The organism is Paenibacillus sp. R-74696, assembly GCF_055814915.1.
In genome coordinates, this window is sequence record NZ_JBPULM010000021.1 from 20510 (window position 1) to 36127 (window position 15618).

At 44.3% G+C, this 15618-nt stretch carries 13 protein-coding genes; 12 read left to right on the forward strand and 1 reads right to left on the reverse strand.

The features are described from left to right. The first annotated feature begins 80 nt into the window (after window positions 1-80). The 7 genes from ACSR9A_RS05960 (at window position 81) to ACSR9A_RS05990 (ending at window position 7170) form a co-directional block, all read left to right on the forward strand. On the forward strand, window positions 81-737 hold the full coding sequence (locus ACSR9A_RS05960; protein WP_473756161.1) for a hypothetical protein: 657 nt from the start codon (window positions 81-83) through the stop codon (window positions 735-737). Between the two features lie 387 nt (window positions 738-1124). After that, window positions 1125-2363, forward strand: coding sequence for a molybdopterin-dependent oxidoreductase (locus ACSR9A_RS05965; protein ID WP_473756162.1), 1239 nt, complete (start codon window positions 1125-1127; stop codon window positions 2361-2363). Between the two features lie 218 nt (window positions 2364-2581). Next, window positions 2582-2947, forward strand: coding sequence for a hypothetical protein (locus tag ACSR9A_RS05970; protein WP_473756163.1), 366 nt, complete (start codon window positions 2582-2584; stop codon window positions 2945-2947). A 150-nt stretch (window positions 2948-3097) separates the two neighbouring features. Next, the gene (locus ACSR9A_RS05975; protein WP_473756164.1) at window positions 3098-3913 is read left to right on the forward strand and encodes a response regulator transcription factor; all 816 of its coding nucleotides are present in this window, start codon (window positions 3098-3100) and stop codon (window positions 3911-3913) included. Continuing rightward, window positions 3910-5061: a sensor histidine kinase gene (locus tag ACSR9A_RS05980; RefSeq protein WP_473756165.1), complete on the forward strand. Its 1152-nt coding sequence runs from the start codon at window positions 3910-3912 to the stop codon at window positions 5059-5061. Before ACSR9A_RS05975 ends, ACSR9A_RS05980 begins: the two co-directional genes overlap by 4 nt. A 166-nt stretch (window positions 5062-5227) precedes the next feature. Beyond that, on the forward strand, window positions 5228-6076 hold the full coding sequence (locus ACSR9A_RS05985) for a sulfurtransferase (protein ID WP_473756166.1): 849 nt from the start codon (window positions 5228-5230) through the stop codon (window positions 6074-6076). 272 nt (window positions 6077-6348) lie between these two features. Beyond that, complete coding sequence (locus tag ACSR9A_RS05990; protein ID WP_473756167.1) at window positions 6349-7170, forward strand: hypothetical protein; 822 nt, start codon at window positions 6349-6351, stop codon at window positions 7168-7170. 417 nt (window positions 7171-7587) lie between these two features. Here the strand turns inward: ACSR9A_RS05990 and ACSR9A_RS05995 are convergent, their stop codons facing one another. Next, complete coding sequence (locus ACSR9A_RS05995) at window positions 7588-8205, reverse strand: site-specific integrase (protein WP_473756168.1); 618 nt, start codon at window positions 8203-8205, stop codon at window positions 7588-7590. 569 nt (window positions 8206-8774) lie between these two features. Here ACSR9A_RS05995 and ACSR9A_RS06000 point away from each other — a divergent pair. The 5 genes from ACSR9A_RS06000 to ACSR9A_RS06020 all read left to right on the forward strand — a co-directional run bounded on the left by ACSR9A_RS06000 (window position 8775) and on the right by ACSR9A_RS06020 (window position 15444). After that, window positions 8775-9242, forward strand: coding sequence for a hypothetical protein (locus ACSR9A_RS06000; protein ID WP_473756169.1), 468 nt, complete (start codon window positions 8775-8777; stop codon window positions 9240-9242). 243 nt (window positions 9243-9485) lie between these two features. After that, entirely contained in the window at window positions 9486-10664 is a 1179-nt protein-coding gene (locus ACSR9A_RS06005; RefSeq protein ID WP_473756170.1) for a tyrosine-type recombinase/integrase, read from the forward strand. 472 nt (window positions 10665-11136) lie between these two features. Further along, window positions 11137-11334 (forward strand): hypothetical protein, encoded by a 198-nt coding sequence (locus ACSR9A_RS06010; RefSeq protein WP_473756171.1) that lies wholly within the window; start codon window positions 11137-11139, stop codon window positions 11332-11334. A gap of 237 nt (window positions 11335-11571) precedes the next feature. After that, on the forward strand, window positions 11572-13299 hold the full coding sequence (locus tag ACSR9A_RS06015; protein ID WP_473756172.1) for a TOTE conflict system archaeo-eukaryotic primase domain-containing protein: 1728 nt from the start codon (window positions 11572-11574) through the stop codon (window positions 13297-13299). Between the two features lie 141 nt (window positions 13300-13440). Then, window positions 13441-15444, forward strand: coding sequence for a DUF927 domain-containing protein (locus ACSR9A_RS06020; protein ID WP_473756173.1), 2004 nt, complete (start codon window positions 13441-13443; stop codon window positions 15442-15444). The last annotated feature ends 174 nt before the right edge of the window (window positions 15445-15618 follow it).

Genomic DNA, 15618 nt, shown 5'->3' on the forward strand with positions numbered 1-15618 from the left:
TGCATGCACGCTCAAGCTTGAGCGGCTTTTTCCTGAGGCGGATTAGGAGATATAATAGGAAGAAAGAGAATGAAGCGGAGGTGAGCAGGCTGCAGTTGTATGTGATGCAAGCGGATGTAGGCGGGATAAACCGGAGCAAGACATTTTTGGAGGATAACTTCGTATGCTTGTATGGCCCGGGGCTTGGCAATTTGGAGCCCTTCGACGAGGAAGCGTCCAAGGCGCAATTAGTTGAGGTTTTTCAACTTGAGGGTGCAGCACTGGCTGGGCGTATTGCAGAGCTTCGATTGTTCGTGGAAGTAGTGGCAGACGGCGATTATGTGCTTTTAGTGGATGACGATAAGGTTCATTTTGGCGATTTTGGCGACTATTATTATGTGCTGGATGCAGATAACAGGGAGGACGGCAGCTGCCATCGGCGCGGTGTGACCTGGCTCAAAAGCTTGCCGCAGAGCAGGATTGCCCCGGAGCTGCAGTCATTTATAACCAAAGTGATAGTCGAAGGACAATTTCCCGCTAGGTATGAGCAGCCCGTAACCGATTGGCAGATGGAGCTATGGTTGAGCGGGGCTGAGGAAAGTAGCGTACAGAGTGAGCAGTCTTTTGACATAGATCATACGACAATTAGGGAAGCGGTGGATATTTTAAGGCTTGCCATGCAGTGTGAGGATGTAGAGCGCCGTGAGAGGGCAGCAGCTGCTATCTTGCAGTATGCGTCTCGTCCTCGCTCTTCGTGAGCGCTGTGAAGGTGCTGAATAAGGAACTCTACCGCTTGCATGCAAGTTGTGAGTCGTCATTAAAAGTCCCATTAACGAAAACAAGGTACAGCTATCCTCAATTTTTGGAGAAGTCTGTACCTTTCCTAGTTATCACTTTCACTTGCGGCCAGCAAGGAAAAATGTTTGATCGGGTTGTGTGGCTCGTTAATCTTTTTGTAATAAGCTGTTCATACTTTTGTAAGTACTTCGTTGCTGGTTGTTTAGCATTGTTTGCTATGCTTAGTCCGTCATTTCGTAATAGCTTGTGTCAGGCGTTATAATAGTATTAAAAAGCTGAGAAGAAAGAAAATGATAAGGCGCACATTTTAGTTGAAGATATGGAGCTTGGAAAGGGGATATCTCCGAATGAGTTCATTCATTGAACGTTTGCGCAAGGGCTATGGGAAAAAGCTGGTGTCGCTCCACGCTTGGAACGGGTGGATAGTGGTGATTTTGGCGTTGACAGGACTTATGCTGCTGGGCGGCTTTTGGCGGGGGTTTCTAGGAGAAGGCCGCGTGTGGTTAAAATGGCTGCACATCGTGGTCGGCATCGCTTCGCTGCTGCCCGTCGTGTATTATTTATTTCTCGCCGCTAAGCACTGGAAGCAAATTAAGGAAAAGCCGTGGCAGAAATTTAATGTAATCGTCGTACTGGCGCTGCTCACAGGCTGGTTTTTATCTGGTGTGCTGCTGTGGCAGTTTAGACTAGTGGGGCCTGAAATTTCGAATTCGGCGCTGCTCGTGCATGATTTGCTGACGTGGATCGGCCTGCCTTATATCATCTACCATTCCATTACACGGACAAAATGGCTGAAGCAGCCGCATCGTCGTACGATAAATCCGGTTCGTGAGGAGGTCATTCATCCTGCAGCGGGACCGCAGGCGGTTTATTCACGGAGACAGGTAATAAAATGGACGCTGGGCGCGGGGATCGCGATTGCGCTCGGGCCTTCTTTTCTAAAGTGGGTAGGCGGGGCGCTTGGGACAGGCTTCGGAGGAGCTTCGTCTATTGACGAGCTTGTTGCGGAGAATGGCAATAAGCTGCTGCCTGAGCCGCAGCCGCTTCCGGCTTCGCTTCCGCCTACGGGCGGCGGGGCAAAAGGAAATTTCCGCGTATACACAGTGACACCAATTCCGAAATTCGACAATAGCAATTGGTCGTTTACGATTGATGGCTTGGTCGATCAGCGCTTGCAGTGGAATTGGGAGCAGTTCGTGGCGCTGAAACGAACGGTGCAGGTGAGCGATTTTCATTGCGTGACGGGTTGGTCCGTGTACAACAATACGTGGGAAGGGATTCCGCTTAAGGAGCTGCTGAAAAGCGCAGGCGTTCAGTCGAAAGCACAAACGGTGAAATTTTATTCCGGCGACGGTGTGTATACGGATACGTTGACACTGGAGCAGGCGGATATGGACGACGTTATGGTCGCGGTCATGCATGACGGCAAGCCGATTCCAAGCGATCTCGGTGGCCCGGTCAAGCTGATTGTGCCGAAAATGTACGCCTACAAGTCGGTCAAATGGCTGAATCGCATTGAGCTAATCGAAGGGGAGCATGTCGGGTATTGGGAACAGCGCGGGTATGCGAATGATGCTTGGGTGTAAGAGGCTGAGGGGAATGGGCAGCGTTTGGAAAGAGATTAGGGAGAGTGAGTGAGGCATACCTTGGAGTTAGGTGACAAGGGTTATGCTTCAGATGCTGTTTAGAGATTTGTAAGAATTTAGAAATACATTTGCAAGCGGATCGTTCTTGAATGGTTAGTTTTGCTTGTTAAGCTGTACTTGCGAAACAATAATAACTATTTTTCAAGGGGGAAACGGTTGTGAAAAAAGGTATTCTGATGGTTATGCTGGTAGGAAGCATGCTTGCGCTGAGCGCGTGCAATGCGAATAACGGGATGAGTAAGGAGAAGATGAACGACACGAATAATATGAGTAATACTAGTCAGATGGAAGACAAGACAGACAAGACTGACATGGGCAAGATGGACGATAAAAAGGACATGGATGACATGGGCAAGATGGACGATAAAAAGGACATGGATGACATGGGCAAGATGGATGATAAAAAGGACATGGATGACATGGGCAAGATGGATGATAAAAAGGACATGGACGACATGGGCAAGATGGACGATAAAAAGGACATGGATGACATGGGCAAGATGGACGATAAGTCGATGAAGTAAGGCGACAAGTGGGCAGCAGTCAACATCGGAAGTAGAAAGATATAACGCTGGCAAAGCACAGCACAGCTGCGCATTGTATTTCAAAAACAGTTCCTCTGCCATTTGGCAGGGGATTTGTTGCTATATAAGAAGCTGGCAGGAGGAACCCGCATGAGCGCCAAAATTATAGTAGCAGATGATGAACAAAATATAACCGACGTCTGTCGCCGCTATTTGGAGAGGGAGGGCTGGACGGTATGGGTGGCAGCAGATGGCGAGCAAGCGCTTGCGCTGTGGAGAGAGCATCAGCCGGATTTATTGGTCCTCGACCTGATGATGCCGAAGCTAGGCGGAATCGAGGTGTGCGACGTCATCCGGCAAGTAGAGGAAACGCCGATTATTATGCTGACCGCCCGAGGGGAAGAAGCGGACCGGCTGCTTGGGCTTACGATGGGTGCAGACGATTATATGACGAAGCCGTTCAGTCCGCGGGAGCTGGTGCTGCGGATCAAAAATATTTTGCGCCGGACGAACCGGCAGGCAGCCGAAGCGGCGAGGGGACAGCAGCTTGTGGGGACTAGCGGAAGCGGAATTGGGAATGGAATCGGGCTAGGGAGCGGGACGGCAAACGGAATGGTGAATTTAGGAGCTCATGGCAACGGCAACGGAGACCAGGCTCTATTTTTCGACGGATTATCGATCTTCCCGCTGGAGCGGCGTGTCACGGTTAAAGACGTGGAGGCAGAGCTAACGGCGAAGGAATTTGACCTGCTGAGCCTGCTGGCGCAATATCCGGGCAAGGTATTCTCGCGCAGCCAGCTGCTGAATCAAATTTGGGATATCGCTTACGATGGCGATACGACGACGGTGACGGTTCATATCCGGCGCCTGCGGGAGAAAATTGAAGACAATCCGTCCGATCCGCTCTGGATCAAAACAGTCTGGGGAATCGGCTATAAGCTGGATGGGAAAGGGGCAGGCGGATGAGGCTGCGTCCTTATTTAATGCTGGTAAATACGATTAGCATTGCTTTTATTATTATTTTGCTGCTGGTGTTTTATCGGTATATGCTGCTGACGAGAGAGCAGTTCGAATGGCTGACGCTGGCGACGGTGGGAGCGGGGGTCGTGTCGGGCTTGATTTATTTTATGCTGGTGCGCCCGCTTGAAGTTTCGGTAAGGCGGGTGCGGGAAGGGGCGGAGCGTATTGCGGAGGGGGATTTGCAGGCGCGTATAGAGCAGAGCGGTTTAAGGGAATTTAAGCAGCTTGCTGATCAATTCAACCGCATGGGAGCGAGCCTTGAAGAAAGCTTTCGTCAGGTGAAGGCGGCGGAGTCGTCTCAGCGCGAGCTTGTTGCGAATATGGCGCATGATTTGCGGACACCGCTTGCGTCGGTACAGTCTTACGTGGAAGCGCTGGAGGACGGCATCATTCAAGATGAGGAGACGTTTAGAGGATATCTGGCGACGATCCGTACAGAAACGATTCGACTCGGCGAATTGATTCAGGATTTATTCGATTTGTCCACGCTGGATGCTGAGCAGAAGGAAGAGGGCCCACGTCAGGAGGCGGTGGTCGAGGATGTGCTGATCGAACTGCTGCCGCGTTTTGCGAAGCCTACGGAGCAGAAGGACCTGCAGCTTAAAGTGAAGCTGCCGGAGCGCTCACTCAGCTTGTTGATAGAGCCGCGGCATTTGCAGCGGATTTTGCAAAATTTGCTGGAAAATGCAGTGCGGCATTCGCCGCAGGGCTCGTTGATTTTGATTGAGGCGGAAGTGTTAGCTGATACCGATAATGTTTCCCTAGCTGCGGAGAGGGCAGCGGGTGATAGGTTTGAAACGGGTCAGCGAAGGGAGCTTAAGCTGGTGCGTTTCACGGTTTCAGATGAGGGCGACGGAGTGCCGGAAGCGGAGCGAGAACGTATTTTTGAGCGCTTTTATCGTTTGGATCGATCGAGGAACCGACAGAGCGGTGGCGCTGGGCTGGGGCTGGCAATTGCCAAGCTGCTCGTAGAACAATATGGGGGACGAATTGGCGTGCAGCAGGCAGGAATGCAGGGAAGCAAGTTTTGGTTTACGATGCATGAAGCCGGGACAGGCGCCCAGAGGCATGATCAGCCTGAAAATCGTAATTAATCTTCGAAGCAAGGCTGCCAGGGTAATAGACATAGAGGGCTGGCCGGAAGATGTGATTTTGCAAAGGAAATAGTGGGCAAATGGTTGCCCCTCATGGGATTTATCGGGTACGATGGCGGTATATAGCTGGGATAAGCCAGACAATAGGTTGGAGGAGCTGAGCGGAATGACTTATTTTAAAAAGGTAGATTGGCTGCTTGAGCGTTTGGGAGCTGAAAATACAGTAATTGTCGATACGCGTTATTTGCTGACTGAGCCTGAAACAGGTGGGAAATCTTATGAGGAGGCCCACATTCCGGGTGCCTATTATGCCGATCTTAGCCATGATCTATCGGGACCGAAGCGCCCGAACGGAGAAGGCGGGCGCCATCCTTTGCCGGAGCCGGAAGTATTGGCCGCTTTTCTGGGGCGGATTGGAATTGACAATCAAGCGACAGTAGTCGCTTATGATAACCAAGGCGGAGCCATGGCCTCGCGCCTGCGCTGGCTGCTTGAGTGGATGGGGCATGAGGGGCAAGTGTATGTGCTGGAAGGCGGATTCACTGCTTGGCAAGCAGTAGATTATCCCGTTAGCTCAGAAGAGCCAGTTGCGGTGGAAGGGGTTATTTTTGAGCCAGCTTTGCGGGATGAGATTCTAGTAAGCCGCTCTTATGTGAAGGAGAGCATCGGCAAGGACGGGATCGTGATTATTGATTCGCGTGAAGCGCCTCGCTATCGGGGGGAAGTCGAGCCGATGGACCCGGCAGCCGGACATATTCCGGGGGCGATTAATCATTTTTGGGTGGAAAGCCGTCATGTGGATGGCGTGTGGAAGTCGCCAGAGGAGCAGGCGGAACGCTTTGCCGCGCTGTCGAAGGACGATGAGATTATCGTGTACTGCGGTTCTGGCGTTACCGCTACGCCTAACTTTTTTGCGCTGCAGGAGGCAGGGTTTAAGAATGTGAAGATTTATGCGGGGAGTTGGAGCGATTGGAGCGCGAATCCGGAGAATCCGGTTGCGGTGGGGGAAGAGTAAGAGCTGTGAGGCATTTATAGTATGTGTATCTTGAATACATCGCCATGGGGCTGAATGCTCGGGGCGATGTATTTTTTATGCTTGAAATCAACACGGAGTCAACGCACATATTGTGTCCCGCATGCGGTCTTTCGGAAAATACGAATATATTTTGTTGAATTTTATGGCTAAGTATGGGAAAATTTAATTAACATTCTAATTTATCCACAGTGAGGAGTTATTGGTTTATTTATGGATCTTGATGAAAAAAATGAAGAGATGAGGAATAAAATATGAGAAGAGCAATTGCATTTATTTTGACGTTATCTTTGATATTCGCGCTGTCTCCCATGCAGACTTTTGCAGCGAAAAGTCAAGAATTAGTGCTACTGGAACAACAAAAGGAGATTTTTAAAGATGGAGAAATTATTGGAACAACATATAGAACTATAACTAGAACTATTATTGATAATAAGATCCTATTAAATACTAAAGAAATTAATAACTTTAATGATGGTAGTGTTACAGAAAATTCAGATATAACAACAATTGAAGTGATTAATGAGAATGAGGCACAAATAAATGGTGAAAAGTATGATCTAAATGAGGTGATTTACAGTGATTCAAGCTATGAGAACACACCAATGAATCAAAGGTCTTCATATACAGTTCTCGGGAGCGGAGGACGCTATTCCTACATCACTTGGGAAGATCGATTTGTTCCAATGTATCTTCCTACTCCTTATGTTACAACCATGACAACTGCTTCTGGAATTAAAAATAGGCTATCAATCGACGGATCAATGTTTTTAGATACTGGTGGAGCAAAAGATGATGCAATCACCAAGTCAGCACTTACAGATGGTTCGAATAAATTAGCAGTAATAAATTTCAAGCATTATGCTGGCGATGTTGTAGCAGCTAGAAATACCATTAATATAAATGCTCCCTTACTTATGGCCGCATTAGGGTTAACAGTTTTGACAGCAGCTAGTGTCGTTGGTGCTATTGGAGGAGCAATAGGTGTTGCTGGATTCGCAGCTGCTATTTGGTCTGCGGGTAGCGATGCCAATAGTTCGATGGGTAGCGCTTATGCAATTCTACAAAGCATCTGATGAATAGAAATCAGTAATTTCAAGCACATAAGTAAAACTGATTAGCTAATCATTTTTACTTATGTGCAATTTTTATGTTAAACTGCACATATTGGAATTAGGTAAATCAAGTGTTTTAAAATGGAAATAAAGATAATTAAGGAAGTTGGAGGTGGACGGATATTACTTCGGAAATATTATTAATTATTTTGGTTAGCACATGGCCTTTGTTTATTTTATATGCTCTAATATATAAGAAATATAAAACAAAAAAAGAGAAGATAGGAATAATAATAAGTGGATTATTGTGGATAATGTTCCTGATCGCTAATTTTATTATATAAGAGTTTTACAAGAGCCTCTGATTTCGTAACTAATCAGCCGACTAGATCCTCCTTTCCACCTTAATTCAATACGTACTGTAGTTTCTTAGTTATTTTACCTGCCAGTCAGTATTTGGTTTAACTCATTTGCAGCCTTATAGTCCACTCCATACGTATGGCTGTACCTATCCAAAGTGATGCCCACACTTGAATGGCCCAATCGCTCACTAACTAGCTTAGGGTGTACGTTCTGCTGTAGCAATAATCTGGCGTGTGTATGACGCAAGTCGTGGTACCGGATTTTAGGTAGTCCAGATTTCTGAAGCATATCGCGCCAGCGAGATTCAAAATAGTATGGACTTACTGGGTAGCCAAACTTGGTTTGTGTAAGTAGCCCATGGTCGTTATACTTGGCTCCAGCGGCAAGTTTGTCCTGCGCAAGCAGGACTTTTTGCTTTTTCAGAGCGTCTATTGTCATTTGTGGCAAGGAGATAGTGCGTACACCTGCCTTTGTTTTAGGCTCTTGGAAGATATGACCACGTTCCCCACGCGTGTACGACTGAACAACTGTTATCGTCCCCTTGGCGAGGTCTACATCCTCCCAGCGCAAAGCAATAGCTTCGCCACGGCGTAAGCCGCACGTAGCCGCCAGCAAAATGATCATGTAGTAGCGATATTGTTTGGCGTAGTTAAGGAACATTACAAGTTGTTCGTCTGTCCAGACGCTCATCATAGTTTTCGGACTTTTTGGAAGTTGTACAATGGCTACGTTGTGTTTTAGTGTTTCATGGCGTAGGCATATTACTAAACCATTATGAACTACCCCGTGCATATATCACATTGAAACTCTACTGACACCAACAATATTTCGGGAAAATTCATATATTAATCTTTCTGAAAGTCTCTCTCTTGAAGTAAAATGATGCCTTCAGAACACATGAAAGAAGAATTCTGTCACCTATTTACAAAACAGCTATGGGTTCTTGCATCCAACGTGAGGGTTATAAGAAGCGTATCACATTGAAACAAGCTATTCAGTATATAGTTTTGTAATACTTTCGCCATGTTCAACTAAGTTTTCATATGCAATAATAGCTAAAAGATTATAGCATCAAGGAGGAGAAAGATATAAATATTGACCACATTGTCAATGCGCTAGAAAATGAAACCAGACAAAGGCTTAAAGAATTCGATGAAGCTTTTGGTTGGTTACTTGACGTAATAACTCACTCTGCAGAGGTGGATTTTTCTTCATATCAAGTTATTCATGAATATTTTCAACCTGAGACGGAAGAAGAACGTTTGGAAATGGTAAATTGTATTGTTAATTATATGAATAGAATGACAATAAACTTTTATGAAATTCTAAAATTGAACTATACACAGATTGAAGGAGCTTTTGCGGAATTAATAAAGAAGATGAATGCTACTGATGACTACAATAAGAGTGTTAAGAATTTAAACGGGTCCAATTTAAAGAAAATGTATGAATATATCGATAAGAAAAATGAAAATATTTTTAATGATTTTGAGCTAAAATTGCTAAAATTTATAGGTGGTACGATAAGGAAAGAAAGGAATGATAAAACACATAATTCCCTTAAAGTGGCTACTATTGAAACTGTATCGGAATTTATAGGCGATGGTGTTGACTTGAATAGTAAATTGCGAGAGTTTCATAAAATCCATATGAACGGTATGTACCAAATATCTTATATTTCAGTAAAAAATTTATTTATATGTAAAAGATGTTATAATATAGTTCGATGACACCTTGTTTTATTAGAGTAGCAAACCAAAGTTTGGAAATCAAAATGAAACAAGAATCGTGATGAATTGTATTAATCGCTGCTTGAATAATCGTCTTTAATTCGAGTAATTGACAGACTGGAGTTTTCCGTGTTTTGCTTTTTTTGAAATTATTGAACTAGCACTACAAGCGCTTAATTGTCCTTCACTGGACGATCAGGCGCTTTTTTTGCGGTCAAAATGAGGCTATGGAGGATTGTTAGTATGCGTGGATGTGTGAGTAAAAGAGGTAGTAGTTGGTGTTACGTTGTTGAATTCGGTCGTCACCCTGAAACTGGGCGTAGGCGTCAGAAAAGCAAATCTGGCTTTGAGTCCAAGGTCGAAGCTGAAAAGGCGCTTGCCAAAGTGCTTCACGAGCTTAATACGAATACATATATTGAACCGACAAAGGAGGATCTAGCCACCTACATGGCTTCATGGCTGGCACAGAAGAAAATGAGTATCCGACCAGGAACATATAAAACTTACCGCTGGTTAGTGAACTTCCACATCATTCCGCGTCTTGGTCAGCACAAAATGACTAGCTTAGCTCCACAGCACGTTGTTGAAATGTATGATCAGTTGCTAAATGGAGATCACAAGCTATCGGCTCAAACCATTACCCATCTCCATAAGGTACTTCACGATGCAATGGAGACGGCGGTTCAGTGGGAGGCTATAACGAAGAACGTGGTTAAGCTGGTGAAACCACCGAAGATACCAAAAGCTGAAACGAAAGTATGGGACGAGGAAGAATTAGGGCAATTTCTATCTTTCACAAAAAATGTTCGTTATCATATTATCTTTTTGCTGGCGGCGACCACAGGTATGAGGAGAGGAGAGGTTCTCGGATTGAAGTGGGAGGACATCGATCTAGAGCATCGAAAGCTTTCAGTAAGGCGATCATATACACAAGGAGATAAAGGGTATATCTTTCAGGAGCCTAAGACGGCATCAGGGATTAGAACGATTGTATTGTCGAAAATGACGGTCAATGCTTTGTTGAGGCAAAAGGAAATGCTTGAGGAAGACAGGAAGAAAGCCAAGCTGGCAGGGACGGAATATAAGGACTTTGGTTTGGTTGCTCAAACGAAGAACGGTATGCCTATTAATCCAAGTTTTTTGGAGGCACGTTGGCGTGAATTAGTTCTAAAATCAGGGTTAAATAGGATTAGATTCCATGACTTGCGTCATAGTCATGCGAGCATTTTACTCAAAGCTGGAATTCATCCAAAGGTGGTTAGTGAGCGGTTAGGCCACTCCAGTATTCTTATCACGCTAGATAGGTATTCACACCTTTTTCCCGCGCTGCAAGAGGATGCGGCCAAACAGCTAGATGAGATGTTGTCAATAGTAGAGCGTGGAAGTAAGGATGATATTCATATGAGGGACCAGAAAAAATAATGCCAACTAGCAATGCTTGAGTACAGACATGATTAGAAGGATTGTAGGTTGGTTCTTCTCTAGAAAATTCATTTTGAGGTATCTTTGCATAAACAAAATAGCCGATGCCTTCCTGATAATCGGGAAGGCATCGGCTATTTTTTGTGTTTGCCTTTATCTAAATAAATCGCTTGTCGTCTAAACGCCGCAGCCACCGTTCCCCGTGCAGCTATGGCCTAGATGCCTCGTTAGCGGGTATATTGATGTATGCAAAAAATCGTAAGAAGGGGTCAGATACACTATGAAAGATTCATTCAAATTTATTCCAAAAATTACAGTTATAAATTTACAGTTTTGTCCGCCAGGCTTTGCAAGCCGCCGCGAGGCGCCTCCGTAAGGGGGCTTTTCAAGCTCCGCTTCCATCTCATATAATCAATGCCTAAATAGCTAAACCGACTAATTAATGAGGGGTGTTTCAGTGGGAGAAGCATACATGGAAGTTCAAATCTCAGGAGATGCGGTTGAATTAGTATCTGTATATGAACATAAAGAAATTATAACAGCTGTAGTAGAAATCAACAAGCAAAGAGCCGGGATTACGCTTAGATTTACTGAAATTGTTTTGAAGTGCCATTCCCATGTTGTTCATAATAAGGGAAATGACTTTGCTATCTTAAAGTTGAAAACGTGAGCTGTCAGCTGAAATCAAGCCATAGTATAAAAGACTGACTGAGGGCTGCTCATTCGGAATATTTGAATACTCTCTTGGTGAGTGGACAACAAAGCAAAAACTATATTTTAATTGTTAATTTATAAGAAAAGATTGAATCGGATATATTGACTCAATGAAATTACGCATTATACGATTAAATATAACAAAATATAACTGTGTTTTTTGTTATAACGAATACGGTGAGTAGGTGAGGATATGGAAATAGAGGAGCAATTAAAGCTTCTTTGTGAACGATTTGTCAATCGCACCGATATATATGCTGAACATCACAATGGGAATAAGAGTAAATCAGGTAAAGAACTAAAGTGGTTGTATGCTAAACACTTAGATACTGGAAAATATAAAGAAATGACAGAATACAATAATCCTCTAATTCGTCATTTGGGCTCAGGATATCAGTTTGGAACAAGTTCTGCAGACTCGGAGGGGCTTTCAAAATTTTTCTTAATAGATCTTGATGATAAAGGTGGCAAAGCCCAAGAACAGCTTTACAAGGATTGTACAGCCATTGTCCAAGAAATGAATCTGCCATTTTTAATGGAGCGTAGTCGGGGTGGGAAGGGGATTCATATTTGGTATTTTTTAGATGGTAAAGTACACAGTGGAGCTTTGAGCCAGCTCATGCAGGAAGTGATTAGTAAAGTCAAACCTGTTACCGCTATCGATTTAATACCTAAAAAGGCTGCTGTACAAGGAGGAGCCTTGCCGCAAATCGCTGGTATCCCCATGTGTGGAAGCCGACTTAAAGAAGAATGCACTGCAATTCTTGATCCTGAGACTTTTTTGCCATTGCCAAATGAGAGCGCTTGGGAACGAATTAGGGACGTGGAGCTAATATGCTTGAGCCATCCCCTAATTGCTGAATGTATTCAGAGATTCAATTCAAATATTAGCCGTGACATAAAAGGTAGATCTGAGACGGTTGGTAATACGATAGAAGAGAAAGCAAGATTATGGGAGGAGTTAACGCGGTTACCGAATCAATTTGAACGCATGCAGCAATGTGATATTTTTAATGCTGATCCTAATCTATTTAATAACTTTGCATGGATGGGGATTATCAGCAATATAGCATTGTACGGTTCAATAGCGGAGGGGCTCGCCCATGAGGTAAGCAGAGGGTATGACCGCAGAATAATAGACAATGATCCAAGTAAGGTATATGACCAAGAAGAAACTGAGCGGATGTTTCATACAAAGATGGATGATCTCAGGCGTGGGATGCCCAGGCCAATGAGTTGCTCGAAAATCATGGGCGAGAGCGGATGGGAATGCCCAAGCTATTCAGCAGGAACCTGTCGTCACAGATTTATTGCTAGATTTGGCCTACCAGCCCTTGAAGATCCAGAGTTACAGCCAATTGATTCAAACACGGTAAGCATTATAAGGCAGATGAAAGAAGGGAAGATATTCTCTTATTACAAGCAAATGGTCCTTGTAAACACAGAGTACCAGATGATGAACGGAGAGGGGAAGTGGTGGGTCCAACGGCATTGGAGTAATGGCAAATCAACTGGTATTAAAGAGATAGATCATCATGTGCTGTTCTATCATTTGCTGGGTGGAACTGCAGTTAAAATCCGTAAAAGTTACAATGGTCGTGTGAGGTGGACTATGATCTCGTCCAAGACTATCGAAGAAATGAACGTAGTTAACGAAAAGCTTAATCGAGCAAATTTTAATGTATATAACGATAAAAACACTGAGACGCAGGAATTTCGAACCTTTATATTCTGGAATAGCATAATTAAGGAGTCATTTGCTTTAGAGATCATTCATGAACGTACAGGAATGGATTTGGCGCTTATTATTCAGTTGGACTGGGAAATAGCCCCCTTCAGTGTTCGTACTGTTCTTGAAGGAGGTGAGGTAGCCATCAAGCAATTTATAGGGCTTAAGCTTAATGATCCATTTAAAAGTTAAAGTAGCTTATCCGTACGCCCCGAGCGGCGCGGCAACGCCCTCGGCGGCTCTCTCATTAATTTTATGGGTCGATTTTATCACGAAGTGCTTTCGGTAGCAAGGTATGAAACTTAAATCATAAGTGAAAGAAGGAATGGAAGAGTGAAACTGACCAATGAAGAGCAACAAACGTTTGTCCAAAATGTGCTACAAAATACGGACTTGAGCATTGTGGAGAAGGAAAATGAACTCGATGCCTATATGGCTAAAGCAATCAAGGAAAACGCTGAATTCGACGAGAAGCAGTTCGAATTGCTAGTTCAAACCGAGATGCAGTGTTTGGCTGATAATACCGCAGTTTCAAACTCAGAAGTGTCGCTGCATTCTGTTTTTCCTGATGCTCCACACGGTGCCATGTTTAATCTGCCCAAAGGGTATTACTTTGACCCTGTGCGTGGTATCCTTCGTGAACGAGCAAATGGTCATGTAGAATCTATCATGCCTTATGTTGTGTTTCCGTGCCAGTGGGTACAAGATGAAGCGGAACGATATAAGTTGGTTAGATTGACTAAGTGGAATAACAGCAAGCAAAAATGGGAATACCATCCGACTCCTGTTCCACTAGGAGAGATCACAGCTTCACGTGAGATTAAAAAGTTGGATTCTTATGGTGTAATTGTTGTGGGTGATAATCATAATCGTGAATTAGCTTCTTTCTTTACGAGTCTTGTGAATGGAAACAATGGACTTGAAGGGCTTAAGACTGTAGGGATAGTCAAGGCTTGCGGTTGGACGCCAGAAGGGTTGTTTTTTCCCTTTACCACCAAATCAGCTATCCAATCTGGAGACTTGATTTTCGCGGGAGATCCAGGGACGACAGTTCATGGGATTTATGAGAGAAGTAAGCAACTCCCCGTCGGTTCTTATGATGTTTCTTTTTCCATTCTGAAACAGCTACAAGATAGCTTGGTGTTTTGCTTCATGCTTGCTGGATGCTTAGCAAGTCCATTAGTGCCTAAGCTTACAGGTGAGCTAAACGAGAATATTGGAAGTGAACTTAATGGTCTAACATCAGGTGGTAAAACCACTATCCAAATGTTGGCTGTTGAAATCGTATTTGGGTTAGGAGAAGAGTTGAAGAACACTTGGTCGAATGCGCGTGTTGCGGGATTGTGGAACTTTGCGAGAAGTATAAACAATCTTCCGATGATTCTAGACGACACACACAGTATCAAAGACGCTCTGAAAGCGATGCCCCATGAGCTTCTTAATGGAAAAGAAGGAAACAAGAGCATCCAGACTGGCGAAAACTCATGGGGCTCTAAGGATGCATCCAAGGACACTTATCGCGGAACGATCTTGTTTAACGGTGAAAATTCAATTTTCTCTGTATCGCCAGAAGATAGTTCTGGTATTTATGGGCGTGTTTTATCTGTTGCCCTATCACCGTTTCCGGAAAACTATAGTGGTGAAGACGTTAAGACTCTAATGCGACAAGCCCGACTCAATGGTGGGCATTTTGCAGAACCGTGGCTGAACTTTGTGAGTAAAATGAATATTGAAACTGTGATTGAGGAATTGCACGAAATTGGGAAGTACTTTGAAGAAAAAGGTGATAAAAATAATCTTCGTGGTCGGCTTATCACCAAAGCATCAGTCCTTGTATATTGTCTTCAGGAGTTTAACAAACTGTTCGAAATTGATATGAACGTGGAGGCCATGAAAAAAATGCTGCTCACGGAGGCGATCAGGCAGACGACTGAAAGTATTGGCGTAGCTGACCGTATCATGAGGAAGATCGTTGATTGGATGCTGGAACAAACGACTCCTTGTTTACCAGACGAAAAGGGATATTACATTGTATTTGATCCACACAAACATGCGCCAATGATTATGTACAAGCCTACAGAATTTTTTGTTATAACCGACACAGCCATGGGTGAGGCGCTAAAAGGATCAGATTATGGTAAAAGCAGCGAAGTAAGGGCGAGATTAGTGAGTGCCAAGTACCTTGCGACAGAAAAGGCTAAAGGCCACAAATACACGGGTGATAAAGGTCATCAGCATCGGCTTCATGGGTTTAGATTTGAATATAGTGCCTTTAAAGCTTTTGTTGACGAAAATGAAACTACTGCTGTGGAGCCGCTGGGGCTGCCAGAACTGTAATACGTGTAATGTTTAAGCCATGTGATGAACTTTCTCTAAGTTCGGGCAAGTATGGGCGAAGTTGGGCGAAGGGTACAGGCGAATACACCATGGACGTAGAGAGGGAGTCCTAGAGCTAGGGCGAAAAGAGCAATAAAAATATAATATTATTTAGAATTAAAGTGATATTGAAAG

Excerpts from the sequence above, each read along its gene's own strand:
- ACSR9A_RS05965 (WP_473756162.1), top strand. The coding sequence starts at position 1,125 with ATGAGTTCATTCATTGAACGTTTGCGCAAGGGCTATGGGAAAAAGCTG.
- ACSR9A_RS05975 (WP_473756164.1), top strand. The coding sequence starts at position 3,098 with ATGAGCGCCAAAATTATAGTAGCAGATGATGAACAAAATATAACCGAC.
- ACSR9A_RS05980 (WP_473756165.1), top strand. The coding sequence starts at position 3,910 with ATGAGGCTGCGTCCTTATTTAATGCTGGTAAATACGATTAGCATTGCT.
- ACSR9A_RS05985 (WP_473756166.1), top strand. The coding sequence starts at position 5,228 with ATGACTTATTTTAAAAAGGTAGATTGGCTGCTTGAGCGTTTGGGAGCT.
- ACSR9A_RS05990 (WP_473756167.1), top strand. The coding sequence starts at position 6,349 with ATGAGAAGAGCAATTGCATTTATTTTGACGTTATCTTTGATATTCGCG.
- ACSR9A_RS05995 (WP_473756168.1), bottom strand. The coding sequence starts at position 8,205 with ATGATGAGCGTCTGGACAGACGAACAACTTGTAATGTTCCTTAACTAC.
- ACSR9A_RS06005 (WP_473756170.1), top strand. The coding sequence starts at position 9,486 with ATGCGTGGATGTGTGAGTAAAAGAGGTAGTAGTTGGTGTTACGTTGTT.
- ACSR9A_RS06010 (WP_473756171.1), top strand. The coding sequence starts at position 11,137 with ATGGAAGTTCAAATCTCAGGAGATGCGGTTGAATTAGTATCTGTATAT.
- ACSR9A_RS06015 (WP_473756172.1), top strand. The coding sequence starts at position 11,572 with ATGGAAATAGAGGAGCAATTAAAGCTTCTTTGTGAACGATTTGTCAAT.